Genomic DNA, 17,897 nt, shown 5'->3' with positions numbered 1-17,897 from the left:
CCGGTGGCGGCGGCATCCCGACGATGTACGACGCCCACGGCAAGCTGCAGGGCGTCGAAGCGGTGATCGACAAGGACCTGTGTTCGGCGCTGCTGGCCCAACAGCTGGAGAGCGACCTGCTGGTGATCGCCACCGACGTCAACGCCGCGTTCATCGACTACGGCAAGCCAACCCAGAAAGCCATCGCCCAGGCCCACCCGGACGAAATGGACAGGCTCGGCTTCGCCGCCGGCTCCATGGGGCCCAAGGTCCAGGCAGCCTGCGAATTTGCCCGCAACACCGGCAAGGTCGCGGTGATCGGCGCACTGGCGGACATCGATGCCATCGTCCAGGGCACTGCGGGAACGCGTATCAGCACGGCCACTGCCGGCATTACTTATCGATAACGGGAAACTTGCGGGGCAGATCCGAGGTCTGCCCTACTCCCACGCCTTCGAAGGAGAGACGCTTATGGCCATGTTCCAGCCCGGTCACCTGCATATGGAGCGCCATGCGCTGAACAAGGACGACTTCAGCTACAACCTCTGCATCGATTACGAAATTGCCCAGGACCCCAAGGAGGGCCGGGGCATGTCGTTTCGATTGCACGGCACGGTGGAAGACAAGAGCGTGGACGAGACGTTTTTCCTGGCCAGGGACCAGGCCTTCGACTTCGCCCGCCATGCCACGCGCATCGCGCAGAAATATGGCCTGCCCAAGCAGGCGAGCATTGGCTCGATGCACAAGTACTACGACGAAATGTTCGACGATGTGCGCAAGCAGTTGGACATCAAGCCGGGCGAGCCAATGAAGCCAGAACACCTGGCATAACCCGGTCAAAAGCCCCCCCAATCCCCTGTGGGAGCGAGCTTGCTCGCGATAGCGGTTGATCGGTCGAGACACAGAGTGACTGACCCACCTTGATCGCGAGCAAGCTCGCTTCCACAGGAGCTATCAGTGCCCTGAATATCGGGTTAAACACACCCACTGCCTGACTGGCAACCCGCCACGGCTGACCTATGCTGAAAACAGTACCCCCGGGGTATTCGTTCAGAGGTCACCGCCATGAACATCAGAACCAAAAGGCGCCTCGCCGTTTTCGTGACCTGCGCCGCCACGCTTGCGCTGTATGGAACGGCGGCTTATCGGGTCGAACAGGCCAGGCAGCAGCCCCGCGAATACGCCAGCTGCAACCTGGAGCGCTGCATTCCCCACAACGCGACTCTGAACGCCCTGCGCTGAAGCGGACTCAGTCTTCCTGCTGATCGGTCTTGAGGCGGTCTCGGAAGGCCTTGGGTGAAATGCCTACCCGCCGGCGGAACAGGCGAGTGAAGTTGGTCGGGTCGGAAAACCCGAGCAACTCGGAGATCTCGTAGATGGTCATGCCGGTGTAGGTCAAAAGCCGCTTGGCCTCCAGCAGCTGACGCTCGTGCATGATCTGCAGGGCCGGTTGCCCGGCCAGCTCGCGGCAGGTGCCGTTGAGGTGCGAGACCGAGATGCCCAGGCGATGGGCCAGGTCCTCGACCTTGACGTGCTGGCGATAGGTTTCTTCCACCAGCTGGATGAACCCGTTGAGGTATTCCCGGGCCCGCTGCGGACGCTGGGCCTTGGTGCGCCGCTGCATCACCTGGCGACTGACCCAGACCATGATCACGCTGACCAGCGCATGCATGAGCATTTCCCGGGCCGGCTGATGGCCCATGTACTCGTCCTGCAAGGCACTGAACAGGCTGTTGAGGTATTCGGCGTTGTCCCCGGCCGGGTAGCTGTCGGCCTGGGCCAGGATATTCACCGAATGGCCCAGTTGCGCCTGGAGGTGCGTCACCAGCGGTGCCGCCAGGGTCACCACATAACCCTGCACATCCTCGGAAAAACGAAAGCCGTGGACCGACAGCGGCGGCAGGATCTGCACCGCCGGCGGTTCGAGCTGCGTGCGCTGACCCTCGATTTCCAGCTCCGCCTGGCCCTTGTAGACGAACAGCAACTGACAGAGATCGGCATGCCGGTGGGGCTTGATCTCCCATTGATGCTCGCGGCTGCGCTTGGAAATGGTTTCGCAGTGCAGAAGATCCGGCGTCGGCCAATCCTGGCTTTCGCCGTAGAGCTTGAACACCGGGATCGAAGGCAGGTCGGTTGTTTTCATAACGAGGATCGGCCTCGGGTTGCGGGCGATAATCGCACCGATTGGCAGAAAGTACAGGAATCGGCTCAGTTTTCCCCTTCAATCGACAGGTTCGCAAGCGAAAAATGCACGTACCCATCATCACCGACCCCGGTCGCGTGCTTCGTGAGAGCCATAACAACAATGAAAACCCTCAAGACTCAAGTCGCCATCATCGGCGCCGGCCCCTCTGGACTGCTGCTTGGCCAGTTGTTGCACAATGCCGGAATCGACACGTTGATCCTCGAACGCCAGACCCCGGACTATGTCCTGGGCCGCATTCGCGCAGGGGTGCTGGAACAAGGCATGGCCGAGCTCCTGCGCCAGGCCGGCGTCGGCCAGCGCATGGATGCCGAAGGCCTGCCCCACGACGGCTTTGAACTGGCCCTCAATGGCCGTCGAGTGCACATCGACCTCAAGGGCCTGACCGGCGGCAAGAACGTGATGGTCTATGGCCAGACCGAGGTGACCCGCGACCTCATGGCTGCGCGGCAATCCAGCGGCGGCCGCACGCTGTACGAGGTCGAAAAGGCCCAGCCCCATGACATGCAGACCGAGCACCCCTTCGTCACCTTCGAGCATCAGGGGCAGGCCTGGCGCCTGGACTGCGACTACATCGCCGGCTGCGACGGCTTCCACGGCGTGGCGCGCCAGTCGATCCCGGCGGAAAACCTCAAGGTCTTCGAGCGGGTCTACCCGTTCGGCTGGCTCGGCATCCTGGCCGACACGCCACCGGTCCATGAAGAGCTGGTCTACGCCCGCCACGAACGCGGTTTTGCCCTGTGCAGCATGCGCTCGCGAACCCGCACCCGCTATTACCTGCAGGTGCCCGCGCAGGAGCAGGTGGCCGATTGGCCGGATGAACGTTTCTGGGCCGAACTCAAGCGTCGCCTGCCCGCCGACCTGGCCGAGGCGCTGGTGACCGGCCCCTCCATCGAAAAAAGCATCGCGCCACTGCGCAGCTTCGTGGTCGAGCCCATGCAATACGGGCGCATGTTCCTGGTGGGGGACGCTGCCCACATTGTCCCGCCCACCGGCGCCAAGGGGCTGAACCTGGCGGCCAGCGACGTCAGCACGCTGTTCAACATCCTGCTCAAGGTCTATCGCGAAGGACGCGTGGATCTGCTGCAGCAGTATTCGGCCATCTGCCTGCGGCGGGTCTGGAAAGCCGAGCGCTTCTCCTGGTGGATGACGTCGATGCTGCACCGCTTTGACGACGATGCCTTCGACCAGCGCATCAGCCAAGCGGAGCTGGAATACTTCGTCGACTCCGAGGCCGGGCGCAAAACCATCGCGGAAAATTATGTCGGACTTCCTTATGAGGCTATCGAATAGCCGGCTACCGACTTAAACTGCGGGCTTCGTTCCATTCGCCAGGGCATTCGTGTGAAGCCCGCAGGTTCTACCGTGACTCAGCTCAACATGCCTCAAGCTCCCAAGCCCGCCATTCGCAGCGTACTGGTGGCGCTGATGCTGGCGATTTTCCTGGGCGCCCTGGACCAGACCATCGTCGCCGTCTCGATGCCGGCTATTTCCGCACAGTTCAAGGACCTCAGCCTGCTGGCCTGGGTGATCTCCGGCTACATGGTGGCCATGACCGTGGCGGTGCCGATCTACGGCAAGCTCGGCGACCTTTATGGGCGGCGGCCACTGATGCTGTTCGGCATGGGCCTGTTCACCCTGGCCTCGCTGTTCTGCGGCCTGGCCCAAAGCATGGAACAGCTGGTGCTGGCGCGGATTGTCCAGGGCATCGGTGCCGGTGGGATGATTTCCGTGAGCCAGGCGATCATCGGCGACATCGTGCCGCCCCGGGAGCGGGGTCGCTACCAGGGCTATTTCAGCAGCATGTATGCGGTGGCCAGCGTGGCCGGGCCGGTGCTGGGCGGCTACATGACCGAATACCTGTCATGGCGCTGGGTGTTCTGGATCAACCTGCCCCTGGGCCTGGCGGCCTGGTGGGTGGCCCGGCGGACGCTGGTCGGGCTGCCGGTGCCGAAACGCATTCCCATCATCGATTACCTGGGCACCGTGCTGCTGGTCATCGGCCTGACCGCATTGCTGCTGGGCATTACTCAGATCGGCCAGGGCCACGCCTGGCACAGCCGCGATGTGCTGGGGCTGCTGGGATGCGCGGTGGTGGCCCTGGCGATGTTCGTCTGGCACGAAAACCGGGCGCGGGAACCCTTGCTGCCCATGCACCTGTTCCTCAACCGCAGCGCGGTGCTGTGCTGGTGCACGGTCTTTTTCACCAGCTTCCAGGCGATTTCCCTGACCGTGCTGGTACCGTTGCGCTTTCAGAGCGTCACCGGCGCGGGTGCCGACAGTGCGGCGTTGCACCTGTTGCCCTTGGCGATGGGACTGCCCATAGGCGCCTATTTCGCCGGGCGCCGGACTTCGGTCACGGGGCGCTACAAACCGATGATCCTCAGCGGTGCCCTGCTCTTTCCGTTCGCCATCCTCGGCATGGCGCTCACCCCGCCCGATGCGTTCTGGCTCAGCAGCCTGTTCATGCTGCTCAGCGGCATCGCCTCCGGCATGCAGTTCCCGACCTCATTGGTGGGTTCGCAGAACTCCGTGCAACAGGCGGACATCGGCGTGGCCACCAGCACCACCAACCTGTTCCGCTCCCTCGGCGCAGCGGTGGGCGTGGCGTTGATGTCGGCGCTGTTGCTGGCCTTGCTGAAGGATTCCAGCCTGGCCCAGCTCGCCAGCGCATCACCGATGGGCGAAGGACATTCCGGCAATGTCTTGCTGGACGGCCTGAACGCCGCCCCGGGCCAGGCGCAGCAGGCCCTGCGCCAGGGTTTGCAGGGGACGTTCAGGAATCTGCTGCTGATCAGCGCGGCGGTGTCGTTGCTCGGGCTGGCAGCGGCAGTGGCGATGCCCAACCGATTGCTGCGCGGCCGGGACGAGAAGGTTCGCTAGGCACCATCTCGTCGCCAAGCACAAACCTGTGGCGAGGAGATTTATCACCTCGCCACAGAATCCGGCTCATCATCGGAGCTGAGTCCGGTGCCATCAAGCCGTCGCCGGCACGACTTCCGGCGCCGCCTCAGCGCTCATGCCGTCCTTCATCCGCTTGGCATCGCGCACGAAGCAACGTGACGCCAGGAACAGGAACAGCATGGTCAGCAACAGGGCCACCGGTATCAGGTACATCGCGTCATGCAGGCCGATGGCCTTGAACGCTTCGGCCATCTGATCGACGCCCGCGGCCGCCATGGCCGTGCGCGCGAAATAATCGGAAAGGCCGCCGACCACCACCGGGCCCAGGCCACCGCCCAACAGATACAAGCCGGCGAAATACAGTGCCATCGCCGTGGCCCTCAAGCGTGGCTCCACCACGTCCTGGATCGCGGTGTAGACACAGGTATAAAAGTTATAGGCAAACAACCAGCCCACGCTGAACACCGCCACGAACACGCCGATTTCGATACGTCCGGCGTGCAACGCCCACGCCGTGGTGATCGTGGAAATAGCCAGGCTGAATGCCCCGAACAGCAGGCGACCGTTGGGCACGCGCTGGTGAATCTTGTCGGCGACCCAGCCGCCCAGGGTCAGCCCGAACAAGCCGGTCACGCCCACCATGATCCCCGTGGCGACCGCCGCTTCGTGCAGCGGCATCAGGAAATACCGTTGCAACATGGGCACCAGGAAGGAATTGCAGGCATAGGTCGCGAAGTTGAAGCACAACCCCGCCAGCACCAGCCACAGGAAAGTCGGAATGGCCAATACCCGACGCACCGGCCGGTCGACTTTTTCCTGGGACACCTGCACGGTCTCCGCCGCACCGCGCTTGGGCTCCTTGATGAAGAACATGAACACCGCCAGCACCAATCCCGGTACCGCGGCGATAAAGAACGGGGCGCGCCAGCTGTCGAAGGCCTTGACCATCGCACCGATGGTGAAGAACGCCAGCAGCAGCCCGATCGGCAGGCCCAGCATGAAGATCCCCATGGCCCGCGCCCGGCGATGAGCCGGGAACAGGTCGCCAATCAGCGAATTGGCCGCCGGTGCATAACTGGCTTCGCCAATGCCCACCCCCATGCGCACCACCAGGAACGCCCAGAAACTGCCCACCAGGCCATTGACCGCCGTCAACCCGCTCCAGGCCGCCAGTCCCCAGCCCATCAGCCGGCTGCGCGAGCCGGTATCGGCCATGCGTCCCAAAGGCAGGCCGGCCAGGGCATAGACGATGGTGAACGCCGTGCCGATGATGCCGATCTGGAAGTCGCTGAGGCTCCATTCCATGCGGATCGGCTCGATGATGATGGCGGGGATGGTGCGGTCGAAGAAATTGAACAGGTTGGCCAGGAACAACAGGAACAGAATGCGCCAGGCATTCGCCGCTTGGGTCGAGTTCTGCATGGGTCCGTCTCTTTATTGTTATGGGGCGACGGCGAGGCATCCGGGCCCTGAATCTGCAATCTAGATAGCGCAGCGCGGGCTGTCTCCAATCATTCGCCCCGCTGATACCGGGCCATGGGTGCGGCGGGTTTATTGACGGCAATCAAGTGACTGTGACAATTGCCATCATTTTGCCCAATCCTGATTAAAGATCATCACTCGCTGGCCGATCCAACATGAATAGATTTACCCGAGCGCTGTCAGGCTGCTGTCCTGAACGCTTGGGCCGACCTTCGCGCCAACCAGGGCGCGAGCTCCCATCAGCGATGGTTCGATGACAACGATTGTCGAGCCGAACAGCTCAGGCATACGCGCACCATGACCTCAAAAAAAACCTCCACTGCGTTATCCGATCTGACCCTGAGCCCGGCCGCCAACGGCCCTGAAACCTCAAAGTCGCCGGGGGGCCTGCGTTCCCTGTCGACCCAGCAGTATCTGTATTTCACCGAAACCAACACCGACCGTATCCTCGACAACCTCGACGGCCTGCGTGACACGGTCTTCCCGCGCCCCCCGCACCTGGTGGACGAGGAAAGCGAACGCGGCCAGCAGGAATTCCCGTCGGTGTGCCTGATCGGTCTCGGGCGCTGCGGTTCCAACATTGCCCTGGACGTGGCGGAGCTGGTGTACAACGCCCGCAAGTTCTACCTCAACGAATTCAACGCCGAAGACAAGGCCTACAGCGACAAGGGCTATCGTCCCGCGCAGTGGATCCGCAACAACCTGCGCCTGGGCACCGGCAAGGCGACCAAACCGGTATTCCTGGTGGAGCCCCTGGTGATGCTCGGCGACCTGGACAAGGACATCGCCGGGCGCATCCGCTTTTCGCGCAAGGGTGAAAAAAGCGGCTTCCTGCGCGACTACAGCAAGATGAAGATCATGGACCTGTCGGAAGTCCATGCCGGTGGCGCCGGTAACGCGCCGATCCTGGGCCAGTACCTGGCCAAGATCATCCTGAACAAGGACACCCAGCGTTTCTCCAGCCCCGACTGGAAAATGATCCACTCGTACCTGATCGACAGCTGCGGCATCAAGGCCAACCAGTCGCGCCTGTATTTCTCGATCTTCAGTGCCGGCGGCGGTACAGGTTCGGGCATGGCCTCGGAGTTCGGCCTGGCCCAGCAGTATTCGTACATGAACAAGACGTTCGACACCAAGCCCATGGACGAGCACGACAGCAAGAGCGGTCATTCCTTCGTCTTCGAGCCGATCTTCACCAGCGGCATTTGCGTACTGCCGAATATTTCCGATCACCGCAGCGAAATGTCCGAAGCGTTGCACATCAACGCCGGACGCCTGCTGTGCAAATACCTCTCGGAAGAATGGGATTTCTCGTACAACTTCGCCAATGAAGACAGCAGCGAAGCCAGTGTCATGGGCCGCATCCGCCCCTGGAACGCCATGATGCTGATCTCCAACGACATCATGCGCTACGCCGAAGAGAGCGATGACGGCAACATCCAGAACATCGATGTCAATGCCATGGAGAAGCACGCCAACCAGTACATCTCCCAGCAGATCTTCAACATCCTGACGGCCCAGGCCGTGACCACCGACTACGACCAGAACTATTTCCGGCGCGCCGGCATCGACATCGGCGAAACCATTCGCCTGGATGCCAACGACCTGTTCATGAGCCTGGCCGGCCCGGTGGCGATCGCCTACGCCGAGTCCGTCGTCCCGGAAACCCCGGCGCCCAGCAACGACAAGTTCAAGGTGTTCGACAAGGAACCGCCACGCCTGAACATCGATGACCTGTTCTTCCGCTCCATCGACCTGCCGCACTTCAACAAGGTGACCCAGGCCATCGAGGGCATCAGCCTGTTGCCGATCGAATCCAAGCGCTACCGGGCCTCGCTGGAGCAGTACAAGAACTCCGGCTACGATGCCGCGGCCCTGCACGACCTGCATTTCTTCAAGAACTGCTCGTCGGTGGTGTCCATCGTCTCGCTGCCCAAGGACTACAAGCTGTCCTATATGGACCTGAACCGGCTCAAGACCCACCTCAACAGCCTGTTCCCCAACACCACCCTCAAGCGCTACGCCCTGGTGATCGGCGCGTCGGCCAACCTGTCGCTGACCACCCTGATCGCCAAGAGCCCATGCCTGTCGGACGATTTCCTGACGCTGATCGTGGCCTTCATCAAGCGCTGCTTCGCCCGCAACCCGTATCGCTTCGACGACACCCTGGACAACTCGATCCTGGACTTCATCATCAACGAAGACTTCGACGAGGAACGGATCGACGACCTGCTCAACGAATTCGAGAACCCGGCGAAGATCCTCGACACCAACTGGTATGCGATCAAGCCGATGTACGAAAAGAAATACCGCGAGCTGATCAGCGACAAGGAGAAGTTCGTGTCGATCAACGATATCCGCCTGTCCCGTGATTGCGTGAAGAAGGCCATCAAGTACCTGCGCGAGATCTACCGTCACCGCATCGGCAAGACCAAGGTCATTTCCTTGAACAACCACACCGGCAGGACTTACTGAGGCCAGGTACGCAGACCGCGTCGCCTCGACCGCGAGCTGGCTCGCTTCACAAGGCCCTGTGAACAAGGCCCACTGTGGGAGCGAGCTTGCTCGCGATAGCGGCTTTGACTCCATCACCGGCACAACATCCAGAAACAATTGAGCAGCCCAAAGGCTGCTCGATGAACTGTTCCCGTTACGTATACGTCAGCCTGTCCTGTGGCGTTTCGCCACGGCAGGCTGCTGTCACGCTACTCAGCTACACACTTTTTCCAGGTCATGGCATTGACCTGGTTTGGTGCACCGATCAATTCGACGCCCTTTCCTGGATCATGATCCAGGGAGAAACCACCACCGCCCAGAGCAGCGGATCGCGCTCCACGAAATCCAGCGCCCGCGTTTCAGAGAGCTTGGCGACGTGCCCGGCGGCCAGCCAGGCGGCGACTTTGTCCCCTTCGTCCTGGGCCACGGCCTCGGCGGCGGCGATCAAATCCAGTGCCGGGTCGACCCACAATAGGGCACCCTTGGCGAAGAACGGTTCCAGCTCCTTCCAGGTGATGGATGCAGTTTCCCCGAGCAGCTTGGCATAGAGGGTGCTAGGTTCTTGATTCATGGGCACTGTCCGGAAAAGAAATCGGCGCGAATGATAACGTCGGTGGTCTGGCAGAAAAACCCGGTTGCAATTGGAGTGACGATTGAAAAACGCAGCATGGCCAGGGATTGCCGATCAGACCGGACAACACCCGCCGCTATTCTGTCTTTTTCTTTCAATAAAGCGACAACCCCTGATTTTGTCCCCGAGTGCCAGCTTCCCTTGCCAACAAGGGGCGCTCTACACTGTACCGGTACAGTTGCCGGGGGCATTTTCCGTGGGGATATCCAGCATATCTGACCCGGTTCTGCCGCTGCGGCGCCAGGACTATAAAAACTACAACAGCATGAGTGGAGCACTATGACTAAGGCTACTAAGCAGATTTCCAAACTGTTTGCCGCTATGGTTCTGGCCGGGGTTGCCAGCCATTCGTTCGCCGCCGACACCATCACGATCGGCATCGCCGGTCCGAAGACCGGTCCGGTCACCCAGTACGGCGACATGCAATTCGTTGGCGCGAAACAAGCCGTCAAGGACATCAACGCCAAGGGCGGCGTCGATGGCAAGATGCTCGAAGTCAAGGAATACGACGACGCCTGCGACCCTAAACAGGCCGTCGCCGTGGCGAACAAAGTGGTCAACGATGGCGTCAAGTTCGTCGTCGGCCACCTGTGCTCCAGCTCCACCCAGCCAGCTTCGGACATCTACGAAGACGAAGGCGTGATCATGATCACCCCGGCCGCCACCAGCCCGGACATCACCGCCCGTGGCTACAAGATGATCTTCCGCACCATCGGCCTGGACAGCGCCCAGGGCCCTGCCGCCGGCAACTACATCGCCGACCACGTCAAGCCGAAAGTCGTGGCTGTCCTGCACGACAAGCAGCAGTACGGTGAAGGTATCGCCAGCGCCGTGAAGAAAACCCTCGAAGCCAAAGGCGTGAAAGTGGCTGTGTTCGAAGGCCTGAACGCCGGTGACAAGGACTTCTCCTCGATCATCCAGCGCCTCAAGCAGAACAATGTCGACTTCGTCTACTACGGTGGCTACCACCCTGAACTGGGCCTGATCCTGCGTCAGTCCAAGGAAAAGGGCCTGAAAGCCAAGTTCATGGGGCCTGAAGGCGTCGGCAACGACTCCATCTCCCAGATCGCCCAGGACGCTTCCGAAGGCCTGCTGGTGACCCTTCCGAAGTCCTTCGATGCCGATCCGGCGAACAAGGCCGTCGTCGATGCCATCAAGGCCGACGGCAAGGATCCAAGCGGTCCGTTCGTGTTCCCGGCCTACTCCGCGGTCCAACTGATCGCCGAAGGCATCAAGGCCGCCAAGAGCGACGACACCGCCAAGGTTGCCGAAACCATCCACAAGGGCACCTTCAAGACGCCGACCGGCGACCTGTCGTTCGACGAGAAGGGCGACCTGAAGGACTTCAAGTTCGTGGTCTACGAATGGCACTTCAACAAGCCGAAGACTGAAGTCTCCCCTCAGTAAGCCAGGCCTGGTGTCCTGGCTCACAAATACGTTCTTTTTTGACGAGTGGCGGTAGTCGTCAGGCAACGCAGCATGACGACTACAGACGCCGCCATAAGGAACCGTACTCGTGATACAGGACACTCATGGTCAACAAGCCCACTGTGCAAGCAGTGGGCTTTGTTTTACGAGGTTTATGGGCCAGGCACCCGCGATCCGGGCGCTGGTTCACCTGAAAATCTTAAAACCGTCACCAGCGGTTCGCTGGCAAACGCTCGGAGCAAATGTGATCAGAGAACACAGCACCGGGCCGGAACATGACTCCACCAGTGAAATGCGTATCGGGTTTTTAGGAGCGCTGTAATGCCTGAGATCTATCATTTTTTCCAACAGCTGGTTAATGGCCTGACCATTGGCAGCACCTATGCCTTGATAGCCATTGGCTACACAATGGTTTACGGCATCATTGGAATGATTAACTTCGCCCATGGCGAGGTCTACATGATCGGTTCCTACGTGGCCTTCATCGCCCTTGCCGGGCTGGCCATGATGGGCATCGACTCACTGCCGCTGTTGATGACCGCCGCGTTCGTGGCGTCGATCATCGTAACCAGTGCCTATGGCTACAGTATCGAACGCGTTGCCTATCGTCCCTTGCGAAGCAGCAACCGGTTGATCCCGCTGATTTCCGCCATCGGCATGTCGATATTCCTGCAGAACACCGTATTGCTGTCCCAGGACTCCAAGGACAAGTCGATTCCCAACCTGATCCCGGGGAGCTTCTCCTTCGGCCCGGGCGGCGCCGAAGAAGTGCTGGTGTCCTACATGCAGATCCTGGTGTTCGTCGTGACCCTGGTCGCCATGCTCGGGCTGACCCTGTTCATCTCCCGTTCCCGCCTTGGCCGCGCCTGTCGCGCCTGCGCCGAGGACATCAAGATGGCCAACCTGCTGGGCATCAACACCAACAACATCATCGCCCTCACCTTCGTCATCGGGGCCGCACTGGCGGCTGTCGCCGCGGTACTGCTGAGCATGCAGTACGGGGTGATCAACCCGAACGCCGGTTTCCTGGTGGGCCTCAAGGCCTTCACCGCGGCGGTACTGGGTGGCATCGGCAGCATCCCGGGCGCGATGCTCGGCGGGCTGGTGCTCGGGGTGGCCGAAGCGTTCGGCGCCGATATCTTTGGTGACCAGTACAAGGACGTCGTGGCGTTCGGTCTCCTGGTCCTGGTCCTGTTGTTCCGGCCGACCGGCATCCTGGGCCGTCCGGAGGTTGAGAAAGTATGAACAAATATCTTAAACAGGCGCTGTTCAGCGCCGCGCTGGTCTGGGCCGTGGCCTTCCCCGTGCTGGGCCTCAAGCTGAGCATCGTCGGGGTCAACCTCGAAGTGCACGGCACCGGTCCCCTGACACTGAGCGTGATTGCCCTGTGCTCGGTACTGATGTTCCTGCGGGTGCTGTTCAGCCAACAGGTCGGCACGCTGCTGCGTTCCAACCGCGGACCGCTGGTTTCACCCAAGGTCAGCCAGTTCCTGACACTGCCACGCACCCAGCGCCAGATCATCATCGGCCTGATCGTGGTTGCCCTGGTCTGGCCGTTCTTCGGCTCCCGGGGCGCGGTGGATATCGCCACGCTGATCCTGATCTATGTCCTGCTGGGACTGGGCCTGAACATCGTGGTCGGTCTGGCCGGGCTGCTGGACCTGGGCTACGTGGGTTTCTACGCGGTCGGTGCCTACAGCTACGCGCTGCTGTCCCATTATTTGGGCCTGAGCTTCTGGATCTGCCTGCCGATCGCCGGCTTGATGGCGGCCACCTTCGGCTTCCTGCTGGGCTTCCCGGTGCTGCGGCTGCGGGGCGACTACCTGGCCATCGTGACCCTGGGCTTCGGCGAGATCATCCGCTTGTTCCTGCGTAACCTCACCGACCTCACCGGCGGCCCCAACGGCATCAGCAACATTCCCAAGCCGACGTTCTTCGGCCTGAGCTTCGACCGCACCGCGGCCGAGGGCATGCAGACCTTCCACCAGTTCTTCGGGCTGACCTACAACCCGGTGAGCAAGGTGGTGTTCCTCTACCTGGTCGCACTGCTGCTGGCCCTGGCCGCGCTGTTCGTCATCAACCGCCTGCTGCGCATGCCCATCGGCCGTGCGTGGGAAGCATTGCGCGAAGATGAAATCGCCTGTCGGGCCCTGGGCCTCAATCCAACCGTGATCAAGCTCTCGGCCTTTACCCTCGGTGCCGCGTTCGCCGGTTTCGCCGGCAGCTTCTTCGCTGCCCGCCAGGGCCTGGTGACGCCGGAATCCTTCACCTTCATCGAGTCGGCGATCATCCTCGCCATCGTCGTGCTGGGCGGGATGGGCTCGCAACTGGGTGTGATCCTGGCCGCGATCGTGATGATCCTGCTGCCTGAAATGATGCGTGAATTCAGTGAATACCGCATGTTGATGTTCGGCGCCTTGATGGTGCTGATGATGATCTGGCGTCCTCAAGGTCTGCTGCCTATGCAACGCCCCGAACTCAAACTAAGAGCGGAGCCGCACAAATGAGCCGCGAGATCCTCAAGGTCGAAAATCTGAGCATGCGCTTCGGCGGCTTGCTGGCGGTCAATGGCGTGGCCCTGACCGTCAAGGAAAAACAGGTCGTGGCGCTGATCGGGCCGAACGGCGCGGGCAAGACCACCGTGTTCAACTGCCTGACCGGTTTCTACCAGCCCACCGGCGGCACCATCCTGCTGGACGGCCAGCCGATCCAGGGCCTGCCGGGGCACAAGATCGCCCTCAAGGGCGTGGTACGCACCTTCCAGAACGTACGGCTGTTCAAGGACATGACTGCGATCGAGAACCTGCTGATCGCCCAGCACCGTCACCTGAACACCAACTTCTTTGCCGGCCTGTTCAAGACCCCGTCCTTCCGCAGGAGCGAACGCGAGGCGATGGAGTACGCCGAATACTGGCTGGAGAAAGTCAACCTCAAGGAGTTCGCCAACCGGACCGCCGGGACCCTGGCCTATGGTCAGCAGCGGCGCCTGGAGATCGCCCGGTGCATGATGACCCGTCCGCGGATCCTCATGCTCGACGAGCCGGCCGCCGGCCTGAACCCGAAGGAAACCGAAGATCTCAAGGCCCTCATCGGAGTGCTGCGCGAAGAGCACAACGTCACCGTGCTGCTGATCGAGCACGACATGAAACTGGTCATGAGCATCTCCGACCACATCGTGGTGATCAACCAGGGTACGCCCCTGGCCGATGGCACCCCGGAACAGATCCGCGACAATCCTGAAGTGATCAAAGCCTACCTGGGGGAAGCGTAAATGCTGCAGTTCGAAAACGTTTCCACCTTCTACGGCAAGATCCAGGCCCTGCACAGCGTCAACGTGGAAGTCCGCCAGGGCGAGATCGTGACACTGATCGGCGCCAACGGTGCCGGCAAATCCACCCTGCTGATGACGCTCTGCGGTTCGCCCCGGGCCCACAGCGGCAGCATCCGCTACATGGGTGAGGAGCTGGTGGGCATGGACTCGTCGCACATCATGCGCAAGAGCATTGCGGTGGTGCCGGAAGGCCGTCGGGTGTTTGCCCGGCTGACCGTGGAAGAAAACCTCGCCATGGGTGGATTCTTCACCGACAAGGGCGACTATCAGGAACAGATGGACAAGGTGCTGCACCTTTTCCCACGCCTGAAAGAGCGCTTTACCCAGCGCGGCGGCACCATGTCCGGTGGTGAACAGCAGATGCTCGCCATTGGCCGTGCGCTGATGAGCAAGCCCAAGCTGCTGCTGCTCGACGAGCCCTCCCTGGGCCTGGCACCGATCATCATCCAGCAGATCTTCGACATCATCGAGCAGCTGCGCAAGGATGGCGTGACGGTGTTCCTGGTGGAGCAGAACGCCAACCAGGCGCTGAAGATCGCCGACCGTGCCTATGTGCTGGAAAACGGCCGGGTGGTGATGCAAGGCACCGGTGAAGCACTGCTGACCGACCCGAAAGTGCGCGAGGCGTATCTGGGGGGTTGAGTCTGTCGCACAAAAAGAAACGGCCTTCGGGCCGTTTTTTTTGCCCGGCTTTTCCAGTGAATGCAATGGCAGGCAGCAATACATCTGTGGCGAGGGGATTTATCCCCGTTGGGCTGCGAGCAGCCCTCGCGATGCCGCATCAATCAGCCTGACACACCGCAGAGCTGTTTTTCGGGGCTGCTTGGCAGCCCAACGGGGATCCTCCACATCGGATTTCCCAGGTGGGCAAAAAATAATGGGGGCCCGCTGTAACGCTTTGCCATCGTCCTTCTCTAGTTCAGCAGACCGGCGCTAACGCCGGTTCATTTCCCTGAAGACTGGAGAATCATCATGACTGCTTCGACCCGCACCCTGTCCGCCACTGCCCTGGTCCTGGCCCTGGGTTCCGCCCTGAGCATGACAGCCGTCTCGACCGTTCACGCAGCCGACGACACCATGGAAAAATGCTTCGGCGTTGCCCTCAAGGGCAAGAATGACTGCGCCGCCGGCGCCGGCACCACCTGCGCCGGTACCGCAAAAATGGACTATCAGGCCAACGCCTGGAAATCGGTGCCTAAAGGCACGTGCACCACCATGGAAAGCAAAACCTCACCCACCGGTTTCGGCCAGCTCGAAGCGTTCAAAGCCAAGTCCTGATCGCATCGCCTGAGGCCCGCCACCATGTTGAACACCCCATCCCTCGCCACTGATCGTCGACTGCCGCCAAGGGCGGGGCTGGGGCTCAAGAGCGAGCATTTTCATGAAGTGCTGCAGACCCGACCGGATCTGGGTTTTTTCGAAGTGCACGCGGAAAACTACATGGTGGCCGGCGGGCCGCTTCATCACTTCCTGGGGCTGATACGCGAACGGTATCCGCTGTCGTTGCATGGCGTCGGCCTGTCGATCGGTGGGGAGGGTCCGCTGGATGTCACGCATGTGCAGCGCCTGGCCGCCTTGATCGAACGCTATCAGCCCCAGTCCTTTTCCGAACACCTGGCCTGGTCCAGCCACGGCCCGGTATTCCTCAATGACTTGCTCCCCCTGGCCTATGACGAAGCAACCCTCGAACGGGTCTGCGAACACATCGACCAGGTGCAGACCAGCCTCAAGCGCACGCTGTTACTGGAAAACCCGGCCACCTACCTGGGCTTTGAAACCTCGACCTTCGACGAGCCACAGTTCATGAGCGAAGTGATCCGCCGCACCGGCTGCGGCCTGCTGCTGGACGTGAACAACGTCTACGTTTCGTGCATCAACCATGGCCGCGATCCACTGGCCTACCTCGACGCCCTGCCCCTGCAGATGACCGGCGAAATCCACCTGGCCGGCTTCGCCGAGGATACCGACAGCCTCGGCGAGCGCCTGCTGATAGATGATCACGGCGCGCCGATCGATCATGCAGTCTGGCAGCTGTACCTCAAGGCGCTGGAGCGGACCGGGCCGGTCGCCACCTTGATCGAGCGCGACAACCACGTCCCGGCATGGGAGGTGCTGCTGGCCGAAGCACGCCAGGCCGATCATCTGTTGAGCGCCGCTGGAGCCCGGCCATGAGCAATCAGCACGCATTTGCCGCCGCCCTGCTCGACCCGCGCAAGGCATGTCCGCCCGGCCTGGTCAGCGCCAATGGGGCAGCCCCGGAAAGCCGTTTCGCGGTGTACCGCAACAACGTGCTCAGCTCATTGATCAATGCCCTGGCCGACAACTACCCGGTGGTGGTGCAACTGGTGGGCGAGGAATTCTTCCGAGCCATGGCCGGGGTCTATGTCCAATCCACGCCGCCGCGCAGCCTGGTGATGAACGACTACGGCGGCGACTTTGCCGAGTTCATCGAACACTTCGAACCCGCCGCCAGCGTGCCTTACCTGGCGGACGTCGCTCGGCTGGAGCGACTGCATGTGCAAGCCTGGCATGCCGCCGACGCCGAGCCCATGGCGCAAGAACGAATCGTGGCGGCGCTGTCGTCCCCCATGCTGGCAGGGGACTTGAAGATCGGGCTTCACCCGTCACTTCGGCTATTGCAATCCCCCTATGCCGTCGTGACGATCTGGGCCGCCCATCAACACCAGGCGCCCGCACCGTTCGAAACGCTTCCCGCGCAAAACGCCTTGGTGCTGCGCAATGGCCTGGACGTGGAGGTGTTTGCGATCAGTCGCGCGGCCCATGGGTTCATCGCAGCCCTGCAACAAGGGTTCTCCCTGACTGCGGCCATTGAGGCCTCGATCGACCTTGACCTGGAACACACCCTGGCGGGGCTCATCCGCCACCAGGCCATCACCCATCTCCTAGCCGAACAGGTACTCCCATGAACACCCTGATTTGCGGTTTCATTCAATGGCTGGAGAAAATTCCCCACAGCCTGATCGCCTTCATCGGGCGCTTTTGCATTGCCGCAGTGTTCTGGAAGTCCGGCCAGACCAAAATCGAAGGACTGGCCATCGACCTGGTCGACGGCACCTTCCAGATCGGCCTGCCGCGCCTGGCGGACTCGACCATCCCCCTGTTCAAAAGTGAATACGCCCTGCCGCTGCTGTCGCCGGAACTGGCCGCGCACCTGGCGGCCTTTGCCGAGCATGTATTTCCAGTGCTGATCCTGCTTGGCCTGGCGACGCGCTTCTCGGCACTGGCCCTGCTCGGCATGACCGTGACCATCCAGGTGTTCGTCTACCCGGACGCCTACCCGACCCATGGCACCTGGGCGGCGGTGTTGCTGTACCTGATGGCCCGTGGACCGGGAGTGTTGTCGATCGATCACCTGATCGCCAAGCGCTACGCCCACGGCTGAACACAGATTCCCTCACAGGGATCTGGACAGTCGAAATATC

The 17,897-nt window shown here is 61.5% G+C and carries 17 protein-coding genes and 1 pseudogene; 15 read left to right on the top strand and 3 right to left on the bottom strand.

What is annotated here, in order from left to right; all coding sequences use genetic code 11:
- The 3 genes and pseudogenes from BT179_RS22420 to BT179_RS26820 all read left to right on the top strand — a co-directional run.
- A pseudogene (locus BT179_RS22420) lies at positions 1-386 on the top strand (carbamate kinase); the annotation flags it as partial.
- Between the two features lie 64 nt (positions 387-450).
- Positions 451-810, top strand: coding sequence for a DUF5064 family protein (locus BT179_RS22415; protein WP_072387693.1), 360 nt, complete (start codon positions 451-453; stop codon positions 808-810).
- A gap of 234 nt (positions 811-1,044) precedes the next feature.
- Positions 1,045-1,221, top strand: a complete 177-nt coding sequence (locus tag BT179_RS26820) for a hypothetical protein (protein ID WP_165887752.1) — start codon at positions 1,045-1,047, stop codon at positions 1,219-1,221.
- Between the two features lie 7 nt (positions 1,222-1,228).
- Here the strand turns inward: BT179_RS26820 and BT179_RS22410 are convergent, their stop codons facing one another.
- A complete protein-coding gene (locus BT179_RS22410; protein ID WP_072387695.1) occupies positions 1,229-2,122 on the bottom strand; it encodes a helix-turn-helix domain-containing protein in 894 nt (297 codons plus the stop codon).
- Between the two features lie 162 nt (positions 2,123-2,284).
- On the opposite strand from BT179_RS22410, the gene pobA reads away from it, so the two are divergent.
- Both pobA and BT179_RS22400 read left to right on the top strand, forming a co-directional pair.
- Positions 2,285-3,475, top strand: a complete 1,191-nt coding sequence (gene pobA / locus BT179_RS22405) for a 4-hydroxybenzoate 3-monooxygenase (protein WP_072387697.1) — start codon at positions 2,285-2,287, stop codon at positions 3,473-3,475.
- A 72-nt stretch (positions 3,476-3,547) separates the two neighbouring features.
- Complete coding sequence (locus BT179_RS22400) at positions 3,548-5,065, top strand: MDR family MFS transporter (RefSeq protein WP_072387699.1); 1,518 nt, start codon at positions 3,548-3,550, stop codon at positions 5,063-5,065.
- Positions 5,066-5,158: 93 nt separating this feature from the next.
- Here the strand turns inward: BT179_RS22400 and BT179_RS22395 are convergent, their stop codons facing one another.
- Positions 5,159-6,508, bottom strand: a complete 1,350-nt coding sequence (locus tag BT179_RS22395) for a spinster family MFS transporter (protein WP_072432230.1) — start codon at positions 6,506-6,508, stop codon at positions 5,159-5,161.
- Positions 6,509-6,865: 357 nt separating this feature from the next.
- Here BT179_RS22395 and BT179_RS22390 point away from each other — a divergent pair, with 357 nt between their 5' ends.
- Positions 6,866-9,043, top strand: a complete 2,178-nt coding sequence (locus BT179_RS22390; RefSeq protein ID WP_072387703.1) for a hypothetical protein — start codon at positions 6,866-6,868, stop codon at positions 9,041-9,043.
- 286 nt (positions 9,044-9,329) lie between these two features.
- Here BT179_RS22390 and BT179_RS22385 read toward each other — a convergent pair whose 3' ends face one another.
- Entirely contained in the window at positions 9,330-9,635 is a 306-nt protein-coding gene (locus BT179_RS22385) for a DUF2288 domain-containing protein (RefSeq protein ID WP_072387705.1), read from the bottom strand.
- A 339-nt stretch (positions 9,636-9,974) separates the two neighbouring features.
- Between BT179_RS22385 and BT179_RS22380 the strand changes: the two genes are divergently transcribed.
- From BT179_RS22380 to BT179_RS22340, 9 genes are all read left to right on the top strand, one after another.
- Complete coding sequence (locus BT179_RS22380; RefSeq protein ID WP_072387707.1) at positions 9,975-11,102, top strand: branched-chain amino acid ABC transporter substrate-binding protein; 1,128 nt, start codon at positions 9,975-9,977, stop codon at positions 11,100-11,102.
- Between the two features lie 342 nt (positions 11,103-11,444).
- Complete coding sequence (livH, locus tag BT179_RS22375; protein WP_053153077.1) at positions 11,445-12,368, top strand: high-affinity branched-chain amino acid ABC transporter permease LivH; 924 nt, start codon at positions 11,445-11,447, stop codon at positions 12,366-12,368.
- Entirely contained in the window at positions 12,365-13,630 is a 1,266-nt protein-coding gene (locus tag BT179_RS22370; RefSeq protein ID WP_072387709.1) for a high-affinity branched-chain amino acid ABC transporter permease LivM, read from the top strand. The genes livH and BT179_RS22370 overlap by 4 nt, the downstream gene beginning before the upstream one ends.
- The gene (livG, locus tag BT179_RS22365; protein WP_072387712.1) at positions 13,627-14,394 is read left to right on the top strand and encodes a high-affinity branched-chain amino acid ABC transporter ATP-binding protein LivG; all 768 of its coding nucleotides are present in this window, start codon (positions 13,627-13,629) and stop codon (positions 14,392-14,394) included. The genes BT179_RS22370 and livG overlap by 4 nt, the downstream gene beginning before the upstream one ends.
- On the top strand, positions 14,395-15,096 hold the full coding sequence (locus tag BT179_RS22360) for an ABC transporter ATP-binding protein (RefSeq protein ID WP_072387714.1): 702 nt from the start codon (positions 14,395-14,397) through the stop codon (positions 15,094-15,096).
- A gap of 330 nt (positions 15,097-15,426) precedes the next feature.
- Complete coding sequence (locus BT179_RS22355) at positions 15,427-15,732, top strand: BufA1 family periplasmic bufferin-type metallophore (protein ID WP_072387717.1); 306 nt, start codon at positions 15,427-15,429, stop codon at positions 15,730-15,732.
- Positions 15,733-15,756: 24 nt separating this feature from the next.
- A complete protein-coding gene (locus tag BT179_RS22350; protein ID WP_072432229.1) occupies positions 15,757-16,626 on the top strand; it encodes an MNIO family bufferin maturase in 870 nt (289 codons plus the stop codon).
- Positions 16,623-17,381, top strand: a complete 759-nt coding sequence (locus BT179_RS22345) for an HvfC/BufC N-terminal domain-containing protein (protein WP_072432228.1) — start codon at positions 16,623-16,625, stop codon at positions 17,379-17,381. Before BT179_RS22350 ends, BT179_RS22345 begins: the two co-directional genes overlap by 4 nt.
- Positions 17,378-17,857 (top strand): DoxX family protein, encoded by a 480-nt coding sequence (locus BT179_RS22340; protein ID WP_072432227.1) that lies wholly within the window; start codon positions 17,378-17,380, stop codon positions 17,855-17,857. Before BT179_RS22345 ends, BT179_RS22340 begins: the two co-directional genes overlap by 4 nt.
- The last annotated feature ends 40 nt before the right edge of the window (positions 17,858-17,897 follow it).

The sequence above is a fragment of the Pseudomonas sp. NFACC43 genome, from assembly GCF_900119645.1.
Lineage (GTDB): Bacteria > Pseudomonadota > Gammaproteobacteria > Pseudomonadales > Pseudomonadaceae > Aquipseudomonas.
This window is presented reverse-complemented; position numbering and strand designations above follow the sequence as displayed.

Bases quoted from the DNA above. Each gene is read 5' to 3' on its own strand.
- BT179_RS22415 (WP_072387693.1), top strand. From the start codon at position 451: ATGGCCATGTTCCAGCCCGGTCACCTGCATATGGAGCGCCATGCGCTG.
- BT179_RS26820 (WP_165887752.1), top strand. From the start codon at position 1,045: ATGAACATCAGAACCAAAAGGCGCCTCGCCGTTTTCGTGACCTGCGCC.
- BT179_RS22410 (WP_072387695.1), bottom strand. From the start codon at position 2,122: ATGAAAACAACCGACCTGCCTTCGATCCCGGTGTTCAAGCTCTACGGC.
- pobA (WP_072387697.1), top strand. From the start codon at position 2,285: ATGAAAACCCTCAAGACTCAAGTCGCCATCATCGGCGCCGGCCCCTCT.
- BT179_RS22395 (WP_072432230.1), bottom strand. From the start codon at position 6,508: ATGCAGAACTCGACCCAAGCGGCGAATGCCTGGCGCATTCTGTTCCTG.
- BT179_RS22390 (WP_072387703.1), top strand. From the start codon at position 6,866: ATGACCTCAAAAAAAACCTCCACTGCGTTATCCGATCTGACCCTGAGC.
- BT179_RS22385 (WP_072387705.1), bottom strand. From the start codon at position 9,635: ATGAATCAAGAACCTAGCACCCTCTATGCCAAGCTGCTCGGGGAAACT.
- BT179_RS22380 (WP_072387707.1), top strand. From the start codon at position 9,975: ATGACTAAGGCTACTAAGCAGATTTCCAAACTGTTTGCCGCTATGGTT.
- livH (WP_053153077.1), top strand. From the start codon at position 11,445: ATGCCTGAGATCTATCATTTTTTCCAACAGCTGGTTAATGGCCTGACC.
- BT179_RS22370 (WP_072387709.1), top strand. From the start codon at position 12,365: ATGAACAAATATCTTAAACAGGCGCTGTTCAGCGCCGCGCTGGTCTGG.
- livG (WP_072387712.1), top strand. From the start codon at position 13,627: ATGAGCCGCGAGATCCTCAAGGTCGAAAATCTGAGCATGCGCTTCGGC.
- BT179_RS22360 (WP_072387714.1), top strand. From the start codon at position 14,395: ATGCTGCAGTTCGAAAACGTTTCCACCTTCTACGGCAAGATCCAGGCC.
- BT179_RS22355 (WP_072387717.1), top strand. From the start codon at position 15,427: ATGACTGCTTCGACCCGCACCCTGTCCGCCACTGCCCTGGTCCTGGCC.
- BT179_RS22350 (WP_072432229.1), top strand. From the start codon at position 15,757: ATGTTGAACACCCCATCCCTCGCCACTGATCGTCGACTGCCGCCAAGG.
- BT179_RS22345 (WP_072432228.1), top strand. From the start codon at position 16,623: ATGAGCAATCAGCACGCATTTGCCGCCGCCCTGCTCGACCCGCGCAAG.
- BT179_RS22340 (WP_072432227.1), top strand. From the start codon at position 17,378: ATGAACACCCTGATTTGCGGTTTCATTCAATGGCTGGAGAAAATTCCC.